This is a genomic window from Micromonospora sp. SL1-18 (assembly GCF_047921505.1).
Classification (GTDB): domain Bacteria; phylum Actinomycetota; class Actinomycetes; order Mycobacteriales; family Micromonosporaceae; genus Micromonospora.
Genome location: NZ_JBLROA010000022.1, coordinates 30,289 through 51,957, shown reverse-complemented (window position 1 = coordinate 51,957; position 21,669 = coordinate 30,289). Strand labels below are relative to the sequence as shown.

The following is a 21,669-nucleotide window of genomic DNA, read 5'->3' as shown; positions in this document are numbered from 1 at the left end:
TGGCCGGAATCCGGGCAAGCCTCTGGTTGGATCGACGGAGGACTCGGCGGAAGGTGGGACCGGTGCGTACGCAGGACATGATCGTCCACATCGGTGGCTACACGGCGGAGGCGGGCGGGCGGGCCGAGGGCATCGTCGCCGCCCGCCGCGATCCGGTGTCGGGGGAGCTCACCCCGCTCGGCACGGTGGCGGTCACCCCGTCGCCGTCGTTCCTGGTCCGGCACCCGGCGTCGCCCGTGCTCTATGCGGTCAACGAACTGTCCGAAGGGCAGGTCAGCGCGTTCCGGGTGGCCCCGGACGGCGACCTCGAGCCGATCGGTGTCCGCCCGACCGGCGGGGCTGCCCCCTGCCACCTGGCGGTCGCCCCGGACGGGCGCCACCTCTTCGTGGCGAACTACGGCGGCGGCAGCGTGGCTGTGTTCCCCCTCGACGACGACGGCGTGCCGGGGGAGCACAGCGACCTGGTCCGGCACGAGGGGCACGGCGCCGACCCGCAGCGGCAGGAACAGGCGCACTGCCACATGGTCTCGCCCGACCCGGACGGCGGGCCGTTGCTCACCGTCGACCTGGGCACCGACTCGGTCTACCGGTACGGCCTCGACACCGCCTCCGGCCGGCTGGTGCCGCGCGCCCCGCGGCTGCGTACGCCGGCCGGCACCGGGCCCCGGCACCTGGCCCGGCACCCCGACGGTGGGCGCTGCTGGCTGGTGGGCGAGCTGGACGGGACGGTCACCGGGTACGACCTGACCCCCGACGGGCTGCACCAGCGGATCCGGGTGGACGCGAGCGGGCGGGTCGGGCACGTCCAGCCCTCCGAGGTCGCGGTCGGGCCGGACGGCCGCTTTCTCTATGTCGCCAACCGGGGAGTGGGCACGGTGGCAGTCTTCGCGCTGGCCGGCGCGGCCCCCGAACTGGTGGCCGAGGTCGACACCGGCGGGGAGTGGCCGCGGCACTTCGCCCTGACGGGCGGGTATCTCTACGTGGCCGACGAGCGGGCCGACATGATCAGGATCTTCCGGGTGGACCCCGAAACCGGGGTGCCGGAGCCGGTGGGGGAGCCGGTGCCGGTGGCGAGCCCGGCCTGCGTACGGCCGTGAGGTCGGGCTGCGATGCCCGGCACTCCAGTGGACGGCGGCCACCAGAGATCACTGACCATTCACTCAACGTAATGATTTGGTGCTCAGCGGTTGCTGCCGCGTAACTATCGTCCGAACGGTTGTGGCAGTAACGCCACGAGATACGCAGGATGGTCACCGTGTCTGGCCGCCATCGCATGCGTTCACGCCTCCGAGGGGCAGGTGCCGCCGCAACGGCCACCGCGCTCGTGCTCGTCGGCTCCTGGTTCGGTTACCAGCAGCTGGCGGGGCCGTCCTGCTCGGGACGGATCCAGCTGTCCGTCGCGGCCACCCCGGAGATCCAGCCCGCCGTCAAGGCCGCGGTCGACAATTGGGTCGCCGACGGGGCGGCGGTGGGTGGCACCTGCATCGCGGTGAACGTCACCGCCGCCGAGTCGGTCGAGGTGGCCGCCGCGGTGGCCAGCAAGCACGGCGCCACGCTGGCCGGCGTCGGGCAGGCCAGCGGCACCGCGGTGACGCCGGACATCTGGGTGCCGGACTCGTCCACCTGGCTGCTGCGGCTCAAGAGCGGCGGCGCCACCGCCCTCGCCCCGACCACCGGCGCCTCGATCGCCCGCAGCCCGGTGGTGGTCGCCATGCCCGAGCCGGTGGCCGCCCGGATCGGCTGGGCGGAGAAGAGGCTCGCCTGGACCGACCTGCTGGGGCAGGTCAACAGCAGCAAGCCGCTGCGCGCCGGCATCGTCGAGCCGACCCAGGACGCGGCCGGCCTGTCCGGGCTGCTCGCGCTGGCCGCCGCGGCCGACCGCGCCGGCGGCGCCGGGTCGGCCCAGGCCCAGGCGGCGACGATCGGGGCGCTGCGGCAGTTGGCGACCAACCGTTCCTCGCTGCGGCAGGATCTCCTGGCGCGCTTCCCGCGTTCGTCCGACCCGGCGGCCATGGCCACCGGGCTGGGCGCCGCGGCGCTGTCCGAAGAGGACGTCATCGCCTACAACAGCACCAAGCCGCCGATCCCGCTGGCCGCGCTCTACCTGGAGCCGGTGCCGATGCCGCTGGACTACCCGTTCGCGGTTCTGCCCGGCATCGAGCAGGTCAAGGCGTCGGCCGCGAAGGTGCTCTTCGAGGTGCTGACCACCCCGAGCTTCCGCAACCGGCTCGCCGCACAGGCGCTGCGCGGACCCGACGGCACCTGGGGCGAGGGGTTCCAGGCGCCGCAGGGGGCGCCGAGCCGGGCGGGCGACGGGCCGGCCAGCCAGGGCGCCGCGGCCGGCCTGGACCCGATCGCCATCCAGCAGGCCACCACCACCTGGTCGGTCGCCACCCAGTCCGGCCGCATGCTCAGTGTCATCGACGTCTCCGGTTCGATGAAGCAGAAGGTGGCGACCGCCAACGGCGCCACCCGGTTGCAGGTCACCGTCGCGGCGGCGAATCAGGGCCTCCAACTGTTCGACGACTCCTGGGCGATCGGGCTGTGGACCTTCTCCACCAACCTGAACGGGCCGCTGGACTACCGGGAAGTCGTACCGATCAAGCCGTTGTCGAGCAACCGCGACGCGTTGCGGCAGGGCCTTGCCTCGATCAAGCCGTCGAACGGTGACACCGGCCTCTACGACACGCTGCTGGCGGCATACAAGAAGGTCCAGGAGGACTGGGAGCCGGGCAAGGTCAACTCGGTCGTGCTCTTCACCGACGGCAAGAACGACGACGCCGACGGCATCTCGCAGAAGGACCTGCTCGCCCAGCTGAAGAAGCTGCGCGACCCGGAGCAGCCGATTCAGGTGATCATCATTGGTATCGGGAGCGACGTCAGCCAGGCGGAGCTCGAGCCGATCACGGCGATCACCGGCGGCCGGCCGTTCGTCACCGTCGACCCGACCAAGATCGGGGAGATCTTCCTGCAGGCGATCGCCCTGCGGCCGCCGGCGCCCCGCTGATTCATCACTGTGCGCGCGGCGGCCCGGTACGCGGGCACGGCGGCGCCACGCCTTCCGCCGCATCGGAGAAAGTCGGTGCGGCGGAATGCTCTCCGACTCCGGTGGGCAGGGGAAATGTGACGGCAACACGTCCGAATCAATCGGCGTCCATAATTATCGAGGCAAGATGGCCTGGTGCTTCGGACCGTCGGTTCCCGATCGGGGGCGCGGCGGCCTGAGCGACGTGGGGAGGGCCGGTGACCTCGGCGACGCTGTTGACTCCCGCCAGCACGGCGACGCGGCCGGGCGGCGACCGTTCCGGCCCGACGACCCGCGCCGCCGAGCGGGCCTACGTCCGGGTTCTGGTGGTGCTGGACACCGCCGTGCTGGCGGTCGCCATCCTGGTCGGGTACGTCGCCCGCTTCGGCGACGAGCAGCCGAGCGGCTCGGAGATCCCGTACGTGCTGGTGGTGCCCGCGCTGCTGCTCGTCTGGCTGATCTCGCTGCGGGCGATGCGCTGCTACGACGGCCGGGTGCTCGGCCACGGCGCCGACGAGTACCGGCGGGTCAGCGCGGCGAGCCTGCGGCTGGCCGGCGGCATCGCGATCGCCGGGTACATCGCCGGCGTGGGAGTCTCCCGGGGCTTTCTGGCCATCTCCTTCGCGGCCGGCACGATGGGCCTGGAGGTGGCCCGGTTCGCCGCGCGCAAGCGGCTGCACCGGGCTCGCGACCGGGGCGTCGGCTGGGCCCGCAAGGTACTGGTGGTCGGCGACACCGCGCACGTCCTGGAGCTGGTGCACACCCTGCGCCGCGAGCCGTACGCCGGCTACCAGGTGGTCGGCGCGTGCATCCCGGACGCGCTGCTCGCCCCGGTGCCGCAGCGGCTGGGCGACGTGCCGGTGGTCGGCTCGTTCCAGGGCATCCCGGAGGCGGCCGGCGCGATCGGCGCGGACACCGTGGCGGTCACCGCCTCCGGTGAGCTGACCGCGACCCGGCTGCGCCGGCTCGGCTGGCAACTGGAGGGCACCGGGATCGACCTGGTGGTGGCCCCCGCGTTGACCGACGTCGCAGGCCCACGCATCCACACCCGCCCGGTCGCCGGCCTGCCGCTGATCCACGTCGAGGCGCCCGAGTTCCGAGGCGCGCGGAAGCTGGTCAAGGGCCTGGTCGACCGTTCGGTGGCGCTGGTGGCGTTGCTCCTGCTGCTGCCCCTGCTCGTGGTGATCGCACTCGCCGTCCGGCTGGACAGCCGGGGGCAGGTGCTGTTCCGCCAGGTCCGGGTCGGCCAGGGCGGCAAGGAGTTCGGGGTCTTCAAGTTCCGCACCATGGTGGTCAACGCGGACGCGCTGCTGGCCGAGCTGGCCGCGCGTAACGAGACCGACGGCCTGATGTTCAAAATGCGCGACGATCCCCGGCTGACCCGGGTCGGCAAGCTGCTGCGCAAGCGGTCCCTGGACGAGCTCCCCCAGCTCGCCAACGTGCTGCTCGGCCAGATGAGCCTGGTCGGCCCCCGTCCGCCGCTGCCCTCCGAGGTGGCCCGGTACGACGGGGACGTGGCTCGCCGCCTGCTGGTGAAGCCCGGCATGACCGGCCTCTGGCAGGTCAGCGGCCGGTCCGACCTGAGCTGGGAGGACGGCATCCGGCTCGACCTCTACTACGTGGAGAACTGGTCGCTCGCCGTCGACCTGGCCATCCTCTGGAAGACCTTCGGCGCGGTGATCAACGGCCGCGGCGCGTACTGAGCCGGCGGCCGGCCGTGGGGCCGGCCCGGGTCAGCCAGCCGATGGGCCGGTCGACGATCCGGCGGACCACCGAGGCGGCCCCGCCGACCGCCGCGGACTGGGCGCCGAGCGCCGCCGGGCGTACCGTCACCGGCGCCCATGCCGCGGTGAGCACCCGCCGGGAGACCTCGGCGACCACCGGCGGGGAGAGCCACGGGGCGAGCGGGGCGTATCCGCCGCCGAGCACCACGGTGTCCAGGTCCAGCAGGTTGACCACGCCCGCCACGGCCACTCCGAGGGCGGTTCCGGCGCCCGCCAGGGCGGCCAGGGTGGCCGGATCGCCGGCCTCGGCGAGGTCCGCCAGCCGGGTCGCGGCGGTGTCGGCGGGCAGGTCCGCGCCGGCGAGTCCGGCGGCGGCCAGGATGGCCTCCTGGCCCGCGTACCGCTCCAGGCAGCCCTGGCCGCCGCAGCGGCAGGGCCGCCCCTCCGGGTGCACCGGTAGGTGGCCGATCTCGCCGCTCCAGCCCCGGGTGCCCCGGTAGAGCGTCCCGTCGAGCACGATCCCGGCGCCGATGCCGATCTCGCCGGAGATGTGCAGGAAGCTGGCGGATCCCGGGGGAGCGGCGTGCAGTTCACCGAGCGCGGCCAGGTTGGCCTCGTTGTCGACCACCAACGGGGGGATCCCGTCGACCGGCTCGGCGAGCGGGTGCCCGGCCAGCAGCCCGGGGATGTCCACGTCCCGCCAACCCAGGTTGGGGGCGAGCCGGACCAGGCCGCCCTCGCCGACGAGACCCGGCACGGCGAGCGCCGTGCCGGCCAGGGTCAGCCCGTCGCGTACGGCCGCGGCGCGGGCCTCGGCGGCGAGCGCGGCGAGCCGGTCCAGGGCGGCGGCGGGGGAGAGCGGGCGCAGGTCGGCGCGGCGTACCAGGTGGTGGCGGACCGCGCCGCTCAGGTCGACCACGCAGGCGGCCAGGTAGTCGACGTTGACCTCCAGCCCGAGCCCGGCTGGGCCGTCGGTGGCCAGCACCAGGCCGCGGGCCGGCCGTCCGGCCCCGGTACGCGGCGCGGGCGCCGCCTCGGCGACCAGCCGGCCGGCGATCAGGCCGTCGACGACGGCGGAGACGGTGGCCCGGGTCAGGCCGGTGCCGGCGGCGAGCTCGGCCCGGGAGGGCGGTCGGTCGGCGGCGGCGATCCGTCGGAGCACCACCGCGAGGTTGAGCTCGCGGAGGCTGCCCTGCCGGACCGCCCCGGTGGTGCTGTCGCTGTTCACCGCTTGACACTGCCACACCGCCGCCATTTAATTCAACCACTGAACAAATTGCGGACGACACCCCCGGAGGTTCAGCCATGGCGCCCCGTCCCACCCCCGCGGACAAGTTCTCCTTCGGTCTCTGGACGGTGGGCTGGCAGGCCCGCGACCCGTTCGGCGATGCCACCCGCCCCGAGCTGGACGCGGTGGAGGCGGTGCACCGGCTCGCCGAGCTCGGCGCGTACGGGATCACCTTCCACGACGACGACCTGGTCCCCTTCGGCGCGGACGCCGCCACCCGGGACGCCCACCTGGCCCGGTTCCGCAAGGCGCTCGACGAGACCGGCCTGGTCGTGCCGATGGTCACCACCAACCTCTTCACCCACCCGGTGTTCAAGGACGGCGGCTTCACCAGCAACGACCGGTCTGTGCGCCGGTACGCGCTGCGCAAGGTGCTGCGCAACGTCGACCTGGCCGCCGAGCTGGGCGCCCGCACCTTCGTCATGTGGGGCGGCCGGGAGGGCGCCGAGTACGACCTGGCCAAGGACGTCCGAGCCGCGCTGGACCGCTACCGGGAGGCCGTCGACCTGCTCTGCCAGTATGTCGTCGACCAGGGTTACGACTTGCGGTTCGCCCTCGAGCCCAAGCCGAACGAGCCGCGCGGCGACATCCTGCTGCCCACCGTCGGGCACGCGCTCGCGTTCATCTCCACCCTGGCCCGCCCCGAGCTGGTCGGGCTCAACCCCGAGGTCGGCCACGAGCAGATGGCCGGGCTGAACTTCGCGCACGGCATCGCCCAGGCGCTCTGGCAGGGCAAGCTGTTCCACATCGACCTCAACGGCCAGCGCGGCATCAAGTACGACCAGGACCTGGTCTTCGGCCACGGCGACCTGCTCAACGCGTTCGCCCTGGTCGACCTGCTGGAGCACGGCGGCCCGAACGGCGGCCAGGCGTACGACGGGCCGCGGCACTTCGACTACAAGCCCTCCCGCACCGAGGACATCACCGGCGTGTGGGCGTCGGCGGAGGCGAACATGCGCACGTACCTCCTGCTCAAGGAGCGGGCCGCGGCCTTCCGGGCCGACCCGGAGGTGGCCGAGGCGCTGGCCGCCAGCCAGGTCACCGAGCTGAGCGCGCCGACGCTGAACCCCGGCGAGGGCCACGCCGACCTGCTCGCCGACCGCGCCGCGTTCGAGGAGTTCGACCCGGACGCGGCCGGGGCGAAGGGCTACGGCTTCGTCCGGCTCAACCAGCTCGCCGTCGAGCACCTGCTCGGCGCGCGCTGAGGCGGGCCGGCATGCCGCTCGTCGCGGGAGTCGACTCGTCCACCCAGTCCTGCAAGGTGGTGGTCCGGGACGCGGAGACCGGCGCGCTGGTCCGGCAGGGCCGCGCGCCACATCCCGAGGGCACCGAGGTCGACCCGTACGCCTGGTGGGCCGCCCTGCTGGCGGCCGTCGACGCGGCCGGCGGGCTGGCCGACGTGGCGGCCGTGTCGGTCGGTGGCCAGCAGCACGGGATGGTCTGCCTGGACGAGGCGGGGCAGGTGGTCCGCCCGGCGCTGCTGTGGAACGACACCCGCTCCGCCGGGGCCGGTCACGACCTGATCGCGGAGGCGGGCGGCGGCGAGGCCGGCCGGCGGTTCTGGGCCGAGGCGACGGGCAGCGTGCCGGTGGCCAGCTTCACCGCCACGAAGCTGCGCTGGCTGGCCCGGCACGAGCCGGCGAACGCGGACCGGGTGGCGGCGGTCTGCCTGCCACACGACTGGCTCACCTGGCGGCTGGCCGGCGCCCCCGGCCTGGACGCGCTGCGCACCGACCGGGGTGACGCCAGCGGCACCGGCTACTGGTCGCCGCGGACCGGCGAATACCGGCTCGACCTGCTGGAACGCGCCTTCGGTCGGCGGATCGGGGTGCCCGCCGTCCTCGGCCCCGCGGAGCCGGCGGGGCTGGTGGATCCGGCGGCGCTCGCCGGCACCACGGCCGGCGGCGTGCCGCTCGGGCCCGGGGCCGACGGCCGGGTCCTGCTCGGGCCCGGCACCGGGGACAACGCCGCCGCCGCGCTCGGCGTCGGCGCCGGTCCCGGCGACGTGGTCGTCTCGATCGGCACCTCCGGCACGGTCTTCGCGGTGGCCGACACCCCCGCCGCCGACCCCACCGGCGCGGTGGCCGGGTTCGCGGACGCCACCGGCCGGTTCCTGCCGCTGGTCTGCACGCTCAACGCGGCCCGGGTGCTGGACGCCGCCGCGGCGCTGCTCCGGGTCGACCTGGACGAGCTGAGCGAACTGGCGCTGGCCGCCCCGCCCGGCGCGGACGGGCTGGTCATGGTGCCGTACCTGGAGGGGGAGCGGACCCCGGACCGGCCGACCGCCACCGGCTCGGTGCACGGGCTCACCCTGCGTACCGCCAGCCCGGCCCACCTGGCCCGGGCCGCCGTCGAGGGCATGCTCTGCGCGCTCGCCGACGGGCTCGACGCGCTCACCGCGCAGGGCGCCACCGCCCGCCGGATCATCCTGGTCGGCGGCGGGGCCCGCTCGGCGGCGGTGCGGCAGATCGCGCCGCAGGTCTTCGGCCGGCCGGTGGTCGTGCCGCCGCCCGGGGAGTACGTCGCGGACGGCGCCGCCCGCCAGGCCGCCTGGGTCGCCCTCGGCGGCGCGACGCCACCAACGTGGACGGTCGGCGACGCCGAGGAGTACGCGGCAGACGACGGCTCCAGGTCGCGGCGTGGCGTCAGACCGGCCTTCATTCGGTCCGGAGCGCCGCCCAACGGCGCGGAGGCCGAATTATGGCCGCCAGCCGAGCTGGAGTCGTCGGAGGTCCGAGCCATCCGGGAGCGGTACGCCCAGGCCCGGGACCTCGTCGTCGATCGCCTCGATTCTGAGGCAGGGTAAAGGGCTGTACGGGTGGGGCGGGCGCTGGCGATGATCGGATGATGCGTACCGCTTCCGGTGACAGCCACCTGCCCTCGGTCCTCCAGTACGACGATGCCGACACCCCCTGCGACGTGGTCGACGCGCTGGTGCTGGCGGACTTCGTCACCGGCCGGCATCCCTGGGCGCGGACCGTCCGGCTGTCCCGGCTACGCCCCGACGCCGCGCTGACCCCCGCCGACGCGCGGATCCTGCGTACCGCCGTCGAGCACCGGCGGCGGTACCAGCTGCTCGACGGCGAGGGCTGGACGGCCCGGGTGGTCACCTGGAACGGGCGGGACGCCGAGGTGACCGTGACCGCGGTGAACGACGAGGTCGGGCAGGCGGCCCTGGACCGGATGGTCGAGGGCGCCGCCGAGCCCGAGGACCCCGACACCGGCCGGATCGGCTTCTGGCACCACGACCCGCGCCGGGGTGCCCGGCGCGACCTCCGGTCGATCGTCGCTCCGGAGTGGACCGCGATCCGGCGCAACTACGCCGCGGCGGCGCGTGCCAACCTGGACGCGTTGATGGCCGCCACCCCGGAGGCCGTCTCGGGGCGGCTGGTGCTGCTGCACGGCGCTCCCGGCACGGGCAAGACCACCGCGCTGCGTGCGCTGGCCCGGGAGTGGCGCGACTGGTGCCAGGTCGATGCCGTCCTCGATCCGGACGTCCTCTTCAACGACGCGGCCTACCTCTCCGACATCGCGGTGGGCGACGAGGACGAGGAGGGCGGTACGGGGCGCCGCTGGCGGCTGCTGATCCTGGAGGACTGCGACGAGCTGATCCGCGGCGAGGCCAAGCAGGCGGCCGGGCAGGCGCTGTCCCGGCTGCTCAACCTGACGGACGGGCTGCTCGGGCAGGGCCGGGACGTGCTGGTGGCGATCACCACGAACGAGGACCTGTCCCGGCTGCATCCGGCGGTCGTCCGGCCTGGACGCTGCCTGGCTCGGATCGAGGTCGGCCCGCTGTCGTACGCCGAGGCGACGGAGTGGCTCGGCACCTCGGCAGGTCTCCCGCCGCAGGGTGCCACGCTGGCGGAGCTGTACGCGCTGCGCGCCGGGGCGGTCCCGGTCGGCGCGGTGCCGGTCGAGATCGGCGGTTACCTCTGACGACGGCGGGGCTGTCATCCGGCCGTGATCTGTAACTGGTTGGCTGCCGGGAATGAGCGGCACGACGATCTCCCGGCGCGGCAACGCGGCCCACCGGTTCTACAGCGTGGTCGTGTTCGTGGTGCTCGCCTCGCTGGACAACGTGGCGATCGGCCTGGTGCCCCCGCTGTACGGGCCGATCTCCGGCGCGCTGGGCGTGCCGCAGCGGCTACTCGGCCTGGTCACCGCGGTCAGCTTCCTGGTCAGCGCGGTGGCCGCGGTGGGCTGGGCGTACGTGGGCGACCGGACCAACCGTAAGCCGCTGCTCATGGTCGGCACGCTGATCTGGGCGGCCGGCACCGGCGGCAGCGCCCTCGCGCACCACTACCCCGCGTTCCTGGCCGCCCAGTTGGTCGCCGCGGTCGGGCTGGGTGCGGTCGGCTCGGTCGGCTTCTCGGTGGTCACCGATCTGATCTCGCCTCGCCGCCGAGGCCTGGTGATGAGCTTCTGGGGGCTGTCGCAGGGCGTCGGCACCCTCGCCGGCACGCTCACCGGCGGCCTCCTCGGCGCCACCGACTGGCGGCGGCCGTTCCTGCTGCTCACCGTGGCGGGCCTGGCCGCCACCGTGGCCTACCTGTTCACGTACGACATCCGGCGCGGGCAGAGCGAGCCGGAGCTGGCCGCAGCATTCGACACCGGCGCCGAGTACGACTACCGGATCAGCCGCGCCGACCTGCCCCGGATCCTGGCCCGGCGGACCAACCGCTGGCTGATCCTGCAGGGGTTGACGGCGCAGGCGGCGTTTGGCTCGCTGGTCTGGCTGCCGGTGCTCTTCGCCCAGCGGGCACAGACGCAGGGCTACTCGTCGGCCACCGCCGTGGTGGTGGGCAGCGTGTTCGCCACCCTGTTCCAGCTCGGCGGGGTGTTCTCCATCCTGGGCGGGCTGGCCGGCGACGCGCTCCAACGGCGTACGCCGAGCGGGCGGGCCCTGGTCGCGGCGGTGGGCATCCTCGCGGCCGTGCCGTTCTACCTGGTGCTGTTCCTGGTGCCGATCCGGATCGACGTGCCGAACGGCGGCAGCTCCGGCGCGGTGATCGCCGCCGTGCTGGCCAGCGTGGTCAGCGAGCCGACGATCGGCCTGAGCCTGTTGACCGCCGTGCTGGCGCTCGCGCTCACCTCGGCCAACTCGCCGAACTGGTTCGCGCTGATCGCCGACGTCAACCCGCCCGAGCACCGGGGCACCGTCTACAGCTTGGGCAACCTGGTGAACGGGGCCGGCCGGGCGGCCGGCAACGGGCTGGTCGGGTTGGTCTTCCACGGGCTGCGGGCAGTCTTCCCACCGCCGCTGAACTACGCCGTCGGCCTGGCCGCGTTCCAGCTCTTCTTCATCCCGACCGGCCTCATGTACTGGCTGGCCGCCCGTACGTCCCCTCGGGACATCGCGCAGGTCCACGACCTCCTGCACGCCCGCGCCCGCTTGCAAGGAAGGGCCCCCTATTAACGCCTCGTGCATTGCAGGGGCCCCCTATTAACAAGCGTCACCGCGAGCTGCTCCGAGGCACGACAGGCGCGGTGCCGGCCCGAGGGTGTTAAGAAGGGGCCCCTGTACAACGCCAGGCGTTAATAAGGGGCCCTTCCTTACACGTAGTACCAGACCGTGACGTCGGTCGGGACGGCGTCGGCCTCGTCGAGCGGGGCGCTGGCCACGAGCACCTCGGCGCCGGGTGGGAGGGGGACCGGCGTGGCGCCGAAGTTGGTCAGCACCGTGAGGCCGCCGTTGGTGAAGGTGAGCACCTCGTCACCGGAGGAGAGCCAGTGCAGCGCCCCGGCGCCCAGCTCGTGCTCGCGGCGCAACCGCAGCGCGGTCCGGTACAGCTCGTACGTCGAGCCGGGCACACCGCGCTGCCGGTCGAGGGCGTACTCGGCCCAGATCGGGGGCTGGGGTAGCCAGCTCGCGTCGGTCGGCCCGAAGCCGTACGACGGATCGTCGGCCGCCCACGGGATCGGCACCCGGCAGCCGTCCCGGCCCCGCTGGGTGTGGCCGCTGCGCTCCCAGGTCGGGTCCTGCCGGGCCTCGTCGGGCAGCGTGGTGTGCTCCGGCAGCCCCAGCTCCTCGCCCTGATAGAGGTATGCGGAGCCGGGCAGGGCCAGCATCAGCAGGGTGGCCGCCCGGGCCCGGCGCAGGCCGAGCGCCGCGTCGGGCTGCGGATCGCCGATGCCGATGCCGTAGGGCCGGGGGGTGCCGACCGGCAGGCCGAGCCGGGAGGCGTGCCGGACCACGTCGTGGTTGGAGAGCACCCAGGTGGTGGGGGCGCCGACCGTGTCGGTGGCCGCCAACGAGCGGGTGATCACCGCGTACTGGGCCGGGGCGGTCCAGGCGGCGAGCAGGTACTCGAAGTTGAACGCCTGGTGCATCTCGTCGGGCCGGACGTATCGGGTCAGCCGCTCGGCCGGTTCCACCCACGCCTCGGCGACCAGGATGCGCTCCCCGTCGTACGAGTCGAGCAGCCGCCGCCAGTCGCGGTAGATCTCGTGTACGCCGTCCTGGTCCCACATCGGTGGGCGCGGCTTGTCGATCTCGTTGCCGGAGAGGATCTCCTGCGGCTCCTGCCAGTCGGCCAGGTCGGCCTGCTTGATCAGGCCGTGCGCCACGTCGACCCGGAAGCCGTCGACCCCCCGGTCCAGCCAGAACCGGAGGATGTCCAGGAATTCGGCGCGCACCTCGGGGTTGTCCCAGTTCAGGTCGGGCTGACCGGGGTCGAACAGGTGCAGGTACCACTGGCCGTCCGGCACCCGGGTCCAGGCCGGGCCGCCGAAGACGCTCTGCCAGTCGTTCGGGGGCTCGGCGCCCTGCGGGCCGCGGCCGTCCCGGAAGACGTAACGCTGCCGTTCCGGGTTGCCCGGCTCGACGGCGAGGGCGGCCTGGAACCAGCGGTGCGCCGACGAGGTGTGGTTGGGGGCCAGGTCGACGATCACCCGCAGCCCGTGCGCCTTCGCCTCGGCGATCATCGTGTCGGCGTGGGCGAGGGTGCCGAAGAGCGGGTCGACGTCCCGGTAGTCCGCCACGTCGTACCCGGCGTCGGCCTGCGGGGACGGGTAGAACGGCGACAGCCAGACCGCGTCGACCCCCAGCTCGGCCAGGTGGTCGAGGCGGGCGGTGATGCCGGGGAGGTCGCCGATGCCGTCGCCCGTCGAGTCGGCGAACGAGCGCGGGTAGATCTGGTAGATGACGGCCTCGGTCCACCAGCCGGTGCCGGGGTCGCCGGCCGGTTCCGGTCGCGTCGTGTCCGTGTTCAGAGCCTTCTCCCCTGTGTCGAGCCGTGGCCGTCCGCCGGCCGGGCGGTCGTTCCCGGCCGCCGGGGGCGACCGGATCCGTTCAGTGTGCCCGGGGCGGTGCGGTCGATTCACGTACCACCAGTCGAGTGGGCAGGATCACCGGCGCAGGCGGTTCAGCGCCGGCGCCGGCGTCGGCGTCGCCCGGCGGGGGCGCCAGCCCGGGGTACGGGTCCGGGCTGCGTACGCCGAGCGGGTCGAGCAGGATCTGGGCGGCGAGCAACCCCTGCTCCGCCGCCGGTTGGGCGATGGTGCTCAACCCGATCACCTCGGCCAGGTCGTGGTCGTCGATGCCGATCACGCTGACGTCCTGCGGCACCCGGAGCCCGGCGTCGCGCAGCGCGGTGATCGCGCCCATCGCCATCTCGTCACAGGCGGCGAAGATCGCGGTCGGCGGCTCACCCCGGGCCAGCAGCTCGGCGGTGGCCCGGGTGCCGCCGGCCACGGTGAACCCGGACTCGACGTCCAGGCTGGGATCGGGCCGGATCCCGGCCGCGCGCAGCGCCTCCTGGTAGCCGCGGCGGCGGTCCAGGTGGGTGGTGAACGCCAGTTCGTCGTCCGGGTCGCCGGAGATGTGCGCGATCCGGGTGTGCCCGAGGTCGAGCAGGTGCCGGGTGGCGGTCCGGGCCGCGGCCACGTCGTCGATCCGGACGCAGGGCCAGCCGGGCACCCCGGAACCGGAGCTGATGATTACCCCGGGCAGGTCCAGCTTGGTCAGCGCGGTCACGTCCGCCGGGCGCAGCGGGGTGGCGACCAGGATGAGGGCGTCCACCCGCTTGTGCAGGCTGGCGGTGCGCAGCACCCGCCGCCGGGTCTGCTCCCGCCCGCCGAGGTTGTAGAGCAGCAGGTCGTAGCCGTTCTGGTGGAGATGGTCCTCGACGGCTTCCACGACCGTGGCGAAGAACCAGCGGGTGATCCGGGGGACCACGATCGCCACCGTGCCAGTCTTGCCGCCGGCCAGCCGGGAGGCGCTCGGCGAGACCGCGTACTGGAGCTGCTCGGCGGCGGCGAGGACCCGGCGGCGGGTCGCGGCCGAGACCGTGGGCAGGCCGCGCAGCGCACGGGAGACGGTGGCCGTGGAGACCCCGGCCAGGCGGGCGACATCGTCAATCCTGGTCATCGCTGTTCCCCGCTCCGGCCCGTGTCCGCCGCCGCCGACCAGTTGGCGGCGGCGGAGCAGCGGGTCAACCCTTGACGCTGCCGGCGAGCAGGCCCCGCACAAAGTAGCGCTGGAGGGACAGGAACACGATCAGCGGTACGACGATCGACACGAACGCGCCGGACGTGAGCCGCTGCCACTCGTTGCCCCGGGTGCCGGCCATCTCGGCGAGCCGGACGGTCAGCGGGGCGGTCTCGTTTGTGCCGCCCGCGAAGATCAGCGCGACCAGCAGGTCGTTCCAGACCCAGAGGAACTGGAAGATGCCGAACGCGGCCAGCGCGGGCGTGATCAGCGGGAGCACGATGGTACGGAAGATCTTCGGGTGGGTGGCGCCGTCGACCCGGGCCGCCTCCATCAGGTCCCGCGGCAGCTGTGCGACGAAGTTGTGCAGCAGGAACACCGCGAACGGCAGCGCGAAGCACGTGTGCGCGAACCACACCTGGGCGAACTTCTGGGCGCCGTCGAGTTCCCAGGCAGGCAGCAGGGTGAACCCGCCCAGGCTGACTCCCTTGGAGAAGAAGCTGAGCAGCGGCACCAGGGCCATCTGCAGCGGCACGATCTGCATCGCGAAGATCGCGATGTAGACCCAGTCCCGGCCGCGGAAGTTGATCCACGCCAGCGCGTACGCGGCCAGGGCGGCGAACGCGAGCGGGAACAGCACCGCCGGGACGGTGATTGCCAGTGAGTTGATGAAGTAGCTGGCCAACTGCCCGGACGACGAGGAGGTGCCGAACAGCACCTCCTGGTAGTTGTCCAGCGTGAACTGGGGGTCGCTGAAGAACGTCCACCAGCCGGTGGTCTTGATCTGGGCCTCTGGCCGGAAGGACGAGATGAGCAGGCCGAAGGTCGGCACGGTCCAGAGCAGCGCGATGACGATTGAGACCACGGTGGCGGTCCGGGTGTTCAGCCGCTTGCGGACCCGCCGGGCGGTGCCGCGGCGCTCATCCTGCTTGGTGCCGGTGGCGAGGGTGGGCGTGCTGGTGGTCATTTCAGCCCTCCCGCTGCTGACGCAGGTTGCGAATCTGGTAGATCACGATCGGGATGACCAGGACGAAGAGGAAGACCGCCAGCGCGGAGCCCCGCCCGTTCTCGCCGTACCGGAACGCCTGGTTGTACATCTCGTTGGCGATCACGCTGGTGTCGTAGTTGCCGTTCGTGGCGGTCCGGACGATGTCGAAGACCTTCAGTGTGGCGATCGACAGGGTCACGACCACGACGATCAGGGCCGGCCGGATGCTCGGCAGGGTGATCTGCCAGAACATCTGCCACGGCGTGACCCCGTCCAGGCGGGCCGCCTCGACGATGTCGGCCGGGATGGCCTTGATCGCGGCGGAGAGCACCACCATGGCGAAGCCGGCCTGGATCCAAATCATGATCACGATGAGCAGCAGCGTGTTCAGCGGCGACTCCAGCAGCCACTGCTGCGGTTTGCCGCCGAGGCTGACCAGGATCTGGTTGAGTAGGCCGACCTGCTCCTGGTCCTCGCCCCGGTAGGCGTAGATGAACTTCCAGATGATGCTGGCACCCACGAATGAGATCGCCATCGGCATGAAGATCAGTGATTTGGCGAGGGCCTCGAACCGGGCCCGGTCGACCATGACCGCGTAGAGCAGACCGATCGAGGCGGCCACCAGCGGCACCAGGATCACCCAGGTGAGCGTGTTGAGCAGCACTCGGACGATCGCGTCGTCGGCGAACATCCACCGGTAGTTGGCCAGCCCCACCCAGCTCTGGCTGCCGCCGTCCATGAACGACAGCAGCGTGGTGCGGATCGCTGGGACGACCAGGCCGACGAGGAGCAGCAGCAGCGTCGGCAGCAGGAAGAAGAGCGCGAAAAGCCCTTCGCGGGGCTTCCGCCGCCGAGGCGGCGGTGCGCCGCCGGCCGATGCGGCGACCAGTTGAGCCTCGCGGCGCCGGGCGAACCACGACGGCACCACGTCCAGCAACAGGAGCAGGCCGCCCACCACCGCGACGAAGGCCACCAGCCCCCAGAGCAACATGAACAGCTTCGGCGACTCCTCCGCGAAGTCGAAGTTCATCAACCCTCCCACGGGTGTCGACTGTGCCGGTGGGCCGGCCCGTGGTCACAGGCCGGCCCACCTTCCCAGATCACTTCGGCCAGCTGCCTTCGATGTCCTTCAGCGCCGACGCGGTGTCCTTGCCGTTCACCCAGGCGACCATGCCCTTCCAGAAGGTCCCGGCGCCGACCGCGGCCGGCATCAGGTCGGAACCGTCGAAGCGGAAGGCCGCGCTCTTGTCCTGGAGGATGTTGACCGAGAGCTTGTCGATGGGGCTCTCCACGTTGGCGAGGTCCAGCTTGTTGTTCGCCGACACCCAGCTGCCCAGCTTGGCCCGGGCGTTGGCGTGCTCACCCGAGGCCAGGAACGTCTGCACCGCCTGCACCTCCGGCCGGTCGGCGAAGGCGACGGTGAACTGCCCGGCGCCTAGCACCGGCTTGCCCTTGGCCGGGTCGATCGCCGGGAAGTAGAAGGCGAAGACGTCCCCGTCCTCGCCCACCTTGGTGCCCTGCGGCCAGTTGTTCGCGTAGAACGACGCCTGCCGGTGCAGCGCGCACTTGCCCTGCAGGATCGGCAGGCCCGCCTCCTGGAACGAGGTGGTGGCGATGCTCTTCACGCCGCCGAAGCCGGCGTTGACGTACTTCTCGTTCTTCAGGATGGTGCCGGCCCGGTCCACGGCCTCGACGACCTTCGGGTCGTTGAACGGGATGCCGTGGGTGGTCCACTGGTCGTAGACCTCAGGGCCCTGCGTCCGCAGCATCAGGTCTTCAATCCAGTCGGTGGCCGGCCAGCCGGTGGCCTCACCGGACTCGATGCCGGCGCACCACGGCTTCGTGCCGCTCGCCGCGATCGTGTCGCTCAGCTTGATGAGCTCGTCCCAGGTGGTCGGAGCGGTCCAGCCCTTCTCCTTGAACATCTTCGGCGAATACCACACGAACGACTTGACGTTCGAATCCAGCGGCACGCCGTAGAGGGTTCCGTTGACGGTCGCGTACTTCAGCCAGTCGGCCGAGTAGTTCTGCTCGGCCATCGCCTTCGTGTCGCCCGCGAGGGGCTTCAGCTTGCCGGCGTCGGCAAACCGCTTCAACAGGCCGGGCTGCGGAATCGTCGCAAGGTCCGGCGCGTTGCCACCGTCCACCCGCACCGGCAGCTGCGCCTCGAATTCGCGGCTGCCCTCGTAGTCAATCTTGATGCCGGTGCAGTCGACGAACTGCTTCCAGGATTCCTGCAGCTTGTCGGCCTCGACGTCGGTGTTCGTCGAATAGATCGAGACCTTCTTGCCCGAGTGGCCCTGGTACTTCTCGTACGCGGCACACTCCGCGGAGCCCGCCTTGCCGCTCTTCTTGTCGCTGCTGCCGGTGCCGCAGGCGGTGACGCCGAGCGCCAGCCCCAGAACGCCGGCGATCGCGAGAGCCTGGCGCGATCTGGCAAACGCCATGCCGATCTCCTTCCTTGCCGGCGCGTGGGGGAATTCGATCTGCGCCGGTCCGATGGTCGTTTCCACATGTAAGCGCTTGCATCCGGCACGGTCCACCCCGTAACGGACACGGCCCGGTAACAATCCCGGAACCTGTTCATCGCAAGTGGACGCGCTCCCACAATCGACAAACCTTTTCCCGCGACCCCGACGGGTCACGGGCGGGTAGGGACTCGGCGGCTAGCTGCTGAGGGCGCTGACGCCGCCCGGACCGACCAGCAGGCCGAGGATGATGAGGACGATGCCCCACAGGATCTGCCGGCGGAACAGCGCGAGGACGCCGGCAACCACCAGTACGACCGCGACAATCCAGAGAATCAGCGCCATAGCGGCCCGGTACCCGACTGTCCGATCCGGGAAACCTGGTGCGGGTCGAGGTGATCTCCCACGTGGAAGATGCTGTACGCCTGCTTGATCACCGGGTGGGCGACGTTGCGGACGCGTACCCCGCCGGGCGTGGTGCCGCGCTCGGTCCCATGGTGGGCGTGCCCGTGCAGGGCCAGCGCGGTGGGCGCCGAGTCGATCGCCTGGCCGAGCTGGTAGCAGCCGAGGAACGGGTAGATCTCCAGCGGCTCGCCGGCCAGCGTGTCCGGCACGGGGGAGTAGTGGGTGAGCGCGACCAGCAGGTCGCAGTCCAGCTCGCGCAGTGCCCGGCCGAGCGCGTCGGCGCTCTCGTTGGTGGTCCGGACGAACGACTTCATCTCGGGTTCGCCGAAGTCGCTGGCGCACCGCCCGGCGAACCCGCCGCCGAAGCCCTTCACCCCGGCCACCCCGAGCCGCCCGGCGGCGCACTCCAGCACGATCCCGTTTCCCTCCAGCACGGTGATGCCGACGTCCTCCAGCACCTTCAGCACCTGTGGCACCTGGTCGCACTGGTGCTCGTGGTTGCCGAGCACGGTGATCACCGGCACGCCGAGGTTCCCGAACTCCCGCGCGACGCAGCGCGCCTCGGCCTCGGTGCCGTGCCGGGTCAGGTCCCCGGCGAGCAGCAGGGCGTCGGCGCAGTCGGGCAGTTCCTCCAGGGCCGGCCGGAACCGGCCGACCAGGTCCTCGTCCATGTGCACGTCGCCGACGGCGGCGATCCGGATCATCGTGCCTCCCTTACGGCAGCTCCTCGGCCTGGCTGGGCGCCTGCGTACGGATCACCCCGATGTCGCTGGTGATCGGCACGTCGGGGAAGCGTTCGGCGACCCGACGCAGGATCTCCTCGCGCCGGTGTGGGCTCTCCACCTCGCCGTAGAGCACCAGGCCCCGTTCGCGGTGGACCGCGGTGATGCCCTGCTCGGCGACGGAGGGGTCCTCGGCCAACAGGCGGTGGATCTCCGCCTCGATGTATGCGTCCGGCGGGGTGCCGCCCTGCTGCTCGGTCACGGTGTCTCCCTTCCACCGGACGGGCCGCCAGGCAGCACGTCCAGCCGGTCGAGCAGCACCAGGAACGCCTCGGCGTACGGCGAGTGCTGCGTTTCCTTCCGTACCCGTTCCCAGTCGATCTGTTCCCGCAGCGAGCGAGCGAGCGGCAGGGCGCGGGCGAAGTCGCAGTAGTGCTGGGAGAAGCTGAGCAGCTTGTGCACCATCAGCTGGGTGGCCGAGAGCACCGGCATGTGGATCGCGTCGACCGGACGCACGATGGTGTCCGCGAAGGTCTCCTCCGTCACCGGGGTCTCGATCGGCCGGTGGATCAGGTCCACCATCCGCCCCTCGTCGTAGACCTTGACCAGCCAGTCCTCGGGCGGGCGCTCGGCGGCGAAGCCGGCCTCGACCAGCGCCTCCAGAGCCCGGTCGACGTCCTGCGCCCGGATCAGGAAGTCCACGTCGTGTTCGCTGGAATGGCCGCCGTGGGCGTACACGGCGAAGCTCCCGCCCAGCGCGAAGGGGATCTCGGACTGCTTGAGCACGGCGGCGACCTTCTTGAGCGTGTGCAGCAGGGTCTCGTCCCCGCGCTCGGCCATCTGGGTCTCCCGTCGTCGTGGATGGCGGTGGGATTGAAGTTGCGTACCCGGCGAGCCGTTCGGCCACACCTGTTGTCGGCGCGCCCCGGGCGTGGCCGGGATGAAACGGACAAACCCCTGAGGGGCGGGCGCGTCGGATAGCCTCGGGAGGGTGGCCAGGTCACTGTGGGGGCGTCGCGGCAGCCCCCGGCTGCGCACCGTTGCCCTGATCGGCATCGATGGCTCGGGCAAGACCACCCAGGCCCACCGGCTCGCTGAGGCGCTTACCGCCGCCGGTCACCCGGCTGCCTACCACCGCAACGCCGGCGGCCGGCGCTGGCTCGGCCGGCTCGCTCACCGGCTCGGCCGGCCGGACGCCCAACGTCTCGTCGGGCGCAACGGGCTGCTCGCGGTCGAGTCGGTGCTCCGCTGGCTCGCCATCGGCCTCGCGCTGCTGAGCTGCCTGGTGACTGGCCGTACGGCGGTGATGGACCGCTACTCCGCCTGCCAGTACGCGAGCATCCGGGTACACGGTGGGCAGCGCTGGGAGCGGCTGGCCCGGGCCGGTTACCGGGTCTTCCCCGCGCCCCGGGTGACCATCCTGCTCACCGTCGACCCGGCGGAGGCGTACCGGCGGATCGAACGGCGCGGCACCGACCACGAGAGCATGCGGTGGCTCACCTCCGCCGCCACCGCCTACCGGGCGCTGCCCGAGTACGCCGACTTCGTGGTGGTCGACGCGAACGGCCCGCCGGACGAGGTGTCCCGGCGGATCCGCGCCCACCTCGCCGAGTGGCTCCCCGACGACCCGCCGTCGTCGACGGCCGGGCCACCGGGCGGCGCGGGCCGCGGTGGCCCGCTGTCGCCTCAGGCCCGCCCGTAGACCGGGATGCTCGCCCCGCTGGTCGGGGCGGAATCGTCGGAAGCCAGGAAGCGGATCACCTCGGCGATCTCAGCGGGCGGCACCCAGCGCTGGTGGTCGGCGTCCGGCTGCGCGGCCCGGTTGGCCGGGGTGTCGATGACGCTCGGCAGCACCGTGTTGCACCGGATCCCGTGCTGGCGGTACTCGACCGCGACCGCGTTGGCGAACGCGAGCACCGCCGCCTTGGCCGTGACGTAGCCGGCCGCGCCGGGGAAGGGCGTCACCGCGGCCCGCGCCGAGACGCAGACCACCGCGCCGCCGCCGGCCGCCACCAGGTGCGGCAGCGCCGCCTGGGTGACCAGGTACGTCGGGCGCAAATTGATCCGCAGCATCCGGTCGAACTCCTCGACCGGGGTCTCGTGCACCGGGCCGCCGCTGGCGTACCCCCCGACCAGGTTGACCACCGCGCGCAACGGCGCCGCCGGCTCGGCGGTGGCCGCCGCCACCGCGTGCGCGGCCCCGGCGGGTTCCAGCAGATCCGCAGTGACCCGGACCGGTCCGGACGGCGCGGGCGCCGTCGCGCCGCGCTCCCGTTCGGGTACGACCACCCGCCAGCCGGCCTTCAGGAAGGCCGCGGTGACCGCGCCGCCCAGCCCGCCCGTGCCTCCGGTTACCAGCACCGTGCGCTCCGCCATGGGCACACGCTAGCCGCCCGTCCCGTCCCGCGATCGCCGGGGCGATCCGGCCGCGTCGATGCTGGCCGGTCACGGGCCATCCGTCCGGTGGTCCCGCCCGGTCCGTCCGGCCGGTTCCACCGGTACGACGGCAGCGGAGGTGGCCGGCCGGCGTGGGCGAGTCGACCGGTGCGGAGGAGGCGGCGGGGCTGCGGGAATGGGACCCTCGCCGTGACCGTCCCGCGCGGATGGCGGTACTTTTCCCG

General features: G+C 72.6%; 19 protein-coding genes. 8 read left to right on the top strand and 11 right to left on the bottom strand.

Annotation, left to right across the window (positions count from 1 at the left end; all coding sequences use genetic code 11):
* The first annotated feature begins 77 nt into the window (after positions 1-77).
* From ACNAW0_RS13515 to ACNAW0_RS13505, 3 genes are all read left to right on the top strand, one after another.
* On the top strand, positions 78-1,097 hold the full coding sequence (locus tag ACNAW0_RS13515) for a lactonase family protein (protein ID WP_416288202.1): 1,020 nt from the start codon (positions 78-80) through the stop codon (positions 1,095-1,097).
* A gap of 176 nt (positions 1,098-1,273) precedes the next feature.
* The gene (locus ACNAW0_RS13510; protein WP_416288169.1) at positions 1,274-3,007 is read left to right on the top strand and encodes a VWA domain-containing protein; all 1,734 of its coding nucleotides are present in this window, start codon (positions 1,274-1,276) and stop codon (positions 3,005-3,007) included.
* A 236-nt stretch (positions 3,008-3,243) separates the two neighbouring features.
* Positions 3,244-4,728 carry a sugar transferase gene (locus ACNAW0_RS13505; RefSeq protein ID WP_416288168.1) on the top strand — a complete coding sequence of 495 codons (1,485 nt, stop codon included), beginning with the start codon at positions 3,244-3,246 and terminating at the stop codon, positions 4,726-4,728.
* On the opposite strand, the gene ACNAW0_RS13500 is transcribed toward ACNAW0_RS13505, so the two are convergent.
* Entirely contained in the window at positions 4,706-6,004 is a 1,299-nt protein-coding gene (locus tag ACNAW0_RS13500; RefSeq protein ID WP_416288167.1) for an ROK family protein, read from the bottom strand. The two genes, ACNAW0_RS13505 and ACNAW0_RS13500, sit on opposite strands and share 23 nt — an antisense overlap.
* 50 nt (positions 6,005-6,054) lie before the next feature.
* Here ACNAW0_RS13500 and xylA point away from each other — a divergent pair, with 50 nt between their 5' ends.
* From xylA to ACNAW0_RS13480, 4 genes are read left to right on the top strand one after another with little or no spacing between them, the layout of a single operon-like run.
* Complete coding sequence (gene xylA, locus ACNAW0_RS13495) at positions 6,055-7,242, top strand: xylose isomerase (RefSeq protein WP_416288166.1); 1,188 nt, start codon at positions 6,055-6,057, stop codon at positions 7,240-7,242.
* Between the two features lie 11 nt (positions 7,243-7,253).
* Positions 7,254-8,843: a xylulokinase gene (gene xylB / locus ACNAW0_RS13490; RefSeq protein ID WP_416288165.1), complete on the top strand. Its 1,590-nt coding sequence runs from the start codon at positions 7,254-7,256 to the stop codon at positions 8,841-8,843.
* A 41-nt stretch (positions 8,844-8,884) separates the two neighbouring features.
* Entirely contained in the window at positions 8,885-9,973 is a 1,089-nt protein-coding gene (locus tag ACNAW0_RS13485) for a DUF5925 domain-containing protein (protein WP_416288164.1), read from the top strand.
* A gap of 52 nt (positions 9,974-10,025) precedes the next feature.
* Positions 10,026-11,453, top strand: coding sequence for an MFS transporter (locus ACNAW0_RS13480; RefSeq protein ID WP_416288163.1), 1,428 nt, complete (start codon positions 10,026-10,028; stop codon positions 11,451-11,453).
* Positions 11,454-11,590: 137 nt separating this feature from the next.
* Here the strand turns inward: ACNAW0_RS13480 and ACNAW0_RS13475 are convergent, their stop codons facing one another.
* The 9 genes from ACNAW0_RS13475 to ACNAW0_RS13435 form a co-directional block, all read right to left on the bottom strand.
* The gene (locus ACNAW0_RS13475; protein ID WP_416288201.1) at positions 11,591-13,249 is read right to left on the bottom strand and encodes a glycoside hydrolase family 13 protein; all 1,659 of its coding nucleotides are present in this window, start codon (positions 13,247-13,249) and stop codon (positions 11,591-11,593) included.
* A gap of 79 nt (positions 13,250-13,328) precedes the next feature.
* Positions 13,329-14,405 carry a LacI family DNA-binding transcriptional regulator gene (locus tag ACNAW0_RS13470; RefSeq protein WP_416288162.1) on the bottom strand — a complete coding sequence of 359 codons (1,077 nt, stop codon included), beginning with the start codon at positions 14,403-14,405 and terminating at the stop codon, positions 13,329-13,331.
* Between the two features lie 64 nt (positions 14,406-14,469).
* Entirely contained in the window at positions 14,470-15,432 is a 963-nt protein-coding gene (locus ACNAW0_RS13465) for a carbohydrate ABC transporter permease (protein ID WP_416288161.1), read from the bottom strand.
* A gap of 1 nt (position 15,433) precedes the next feature.
* Positions 15,434-16,483: a carbohydrate ABC transporter permease gene (locus tag ACNAW0_RS13460; protein WP_416288160.1), complete on the bottom strand. Its 1,050-nt coding sequence runs from the start codon at positions 16,481-16,483 to the stop codon at positions 15,434-15,436.
* A 70-nt stretch (positions 16,484-16,553) separates the two neighbouring features.
* Positions 16,554-17,900, bottom strand: coding sequence for an ABC transporter substrate-binding protein (locus ACNAW0_RS13455; protein ID WP_416288159.1), 1,347 nt, complete (start codon positions 17,898-17,900; stop codon positions 16,554-16,556).
* 219 nt (positions 17,901-18,119) lie between these two features.
* A complete protein-coding gene (locus tag ACNAW0_RS13450; protein ID WP_416288158.1) occupies positions 18,120-18,266 on the bottom strand; it encodes a GPGG-motif small membrane protein in 147 nt (48 codons plus the stop codon).
* Entirely contained in the window at positions 18,257-19,030 is a 774-nt protein-coding gene (locus ACNAW0_RS13445) for a metallophosphoesterase family protein (protein WP_416288157.1), read from the bottom strand. The genes ACNAW0_RS13450 and ACNAW0_RS13445 overlap by 10 nt, the downstream gene beginning before the upstream one ends.
* 10 nt (positions 19,031-19,040) lie before the next feature.
* Entirely contained in the window at positions 19,041-19,310 is a 270-nt protein-coding gene (locus ACNAW0_RS13440) for a hypothetical protein (RefSeq protein ID WP_416288156.1), read from the bottom strand.
* Positions 19,307-20,104 carry a nucleotidyltransferase family protein gene (locus tag ACNAW0_RS13435; protein ID WP_416288155.1) on the bottom strand — a complete coding sequence of 266 codons (798 nt, stop codon included), beginning with the start codon at positions 20,102-20,104 and terminating at the stop codon, positions 19,307-19,309. Before ACNAW0_RS13435 ends, ACNAW0_RS13440 begins: the two co-directional genes overlap by 4 nt.
* Between ACNAW0_RS13435 and ACNAW0_RS13430 the strand changes: the two genes are divergently transcribed.
* Complete coding sequence (locus ACNAW0_RS13430; RefSeq protein ID WP_416288154.1) at positions 20,040-20,750, top strand: dTMP kinase; 711 nt, start codon at positions 20,040-20,042, stop codon at positions 20,748-20,750. The two genes, ACNAW0_RS13435 and ACNAW0_RS13430, sit on opposite strands and share 65 nt — an antisense overlap.
* Here the strand turns inward: ACNAW0_RS13430 and ACNAW0_RS13425 are convergent.
* Positions 20,735-21,424: an SDR family NAD(P)-dependent oxidoreductase gene (locus tag ACNAW0_RS13425; protein WP_416288153.1), complete on the bottom strand. Its 690-nt coding sequence runs from the start codon at positions 21,422-21,424 to the stop codon at positions 20,735-20,737. The two genes, ACNAW0_RS13430 and ACNAW0_RS13425, sit on opposite strands and share 16 nt — an antisense overlap.
* Between the last annotated feature and the right edge of the window lie 245 nt (positions 21,425-21,669).

Bases quoted from the DNA above. Each gene is read 5' to 3' on its own strand.
- ACNAW0_RS13515 (WP_416288202.1), top strand. From the start codon at position 78: ATGATCGTCCACATCGGTGGCTACACGGCGGAGGCGGGCGGGCGGGCC.
- ACNAW0_RS13510 (WP_416288169.1), top strand. From the start codon at position 1,274: ATGCGTTCACGCCTCCGAGGGGCAGGTGCCGCCGCAACGGCCACCGCG.
- ACNAW0_RS13500 (WP_416288167.1), bottom strand. From the start codon at position 6,004: ATGGCGGCGGTGTGGCAGTGTCAAGCGGTGAACAGCGACAGCACCACC.
- xylA (WP_416288166.1), top strand. From the start codon at position 6,055: ATGGCGCCCCGTCCCACCCCCGCGGACAAGTTCTCCTTCGGTCTCTGG.
- xylB (WP_416288165.1), top strand. From the start codon at position 7,254: ATGCCGCTCGTCGCGGGAGTCGACTCGTCCACCCAGTCCTGCAAGGTG.
- ACNAW0_RS13485 (WP_416288164.1), top strand. From the start codon at position 8,885: ATGCGTACCGCTTCCGGTGACAGCCACCTGCCCTCGGTCCTCCAGTAC.
- ACNAW0_RS13480 (WP_416288163.1), top strand. From the start codon at position 10,026: ATGAGCGGCACGACGATCTCCCGGCGCGGCAACGCGGCCCACCGGTTC.
- ACNAW0_RS13470 (WP_416288162.1), bottom strand. From the start codon at position 14,405: ATGACCAGGATTGACGATGTCGCCCGCCTGGCCGGGGTCTCCACGGCC.
- ACNAW0_RS13465 (WP_416288161.1), bottom strand. From the start codon at position 15,432: ATGACCACCAGCACGCCCACCCTCGCCACCGGCACCAAGCAGGATGAG.
- ACNAW0_RS13460 (WP_416288160.1), bottom strand. From the start codon at position 16,483: ATGAACTTCGACTTCGCGGAGGAGTCGCCGAAGCTGTTCATGTTGCTC.
- ACNAW0_RS13455 (WP_416288159.1), bottom strand. From the start codon at position 17,900: ATGGCGTTTGCCAGATCGCGCCAGGCTCTCGCGATCGCCGGCGTTCTG.
- ACNAW0_RS13450 (WP_416288158.1), bottom strand. From the start codon at position 18,266: ATGGCGCTGATTCTCTGGATTGTCGCGGTCGTACTGGTGGTTGCCGGC.
- ACNAW0_RS13445 (WP_416288157.1), bottom strand. From the start codon at position 19,030: ATGATCCGGATCGCCGCCGTCGGCGACGTGCACATGGACGAGGACCTG.
- ACNAW0_RS13435 (WP_416288155.1), bottom strand. From the start codon at position 20,104: ATGCCGATCAGGGCAACGGTGCGCAGCCGGGGGCTGCCGCGACGCCCC.
- ACNAW0_RS13425 (WP_416288153.1), bottom strand. From the start codon at position 21,424: ATGGCGGAGCGCACGGTGCTGGTAACCGGAGGCACGGGCGGGCTGGGC.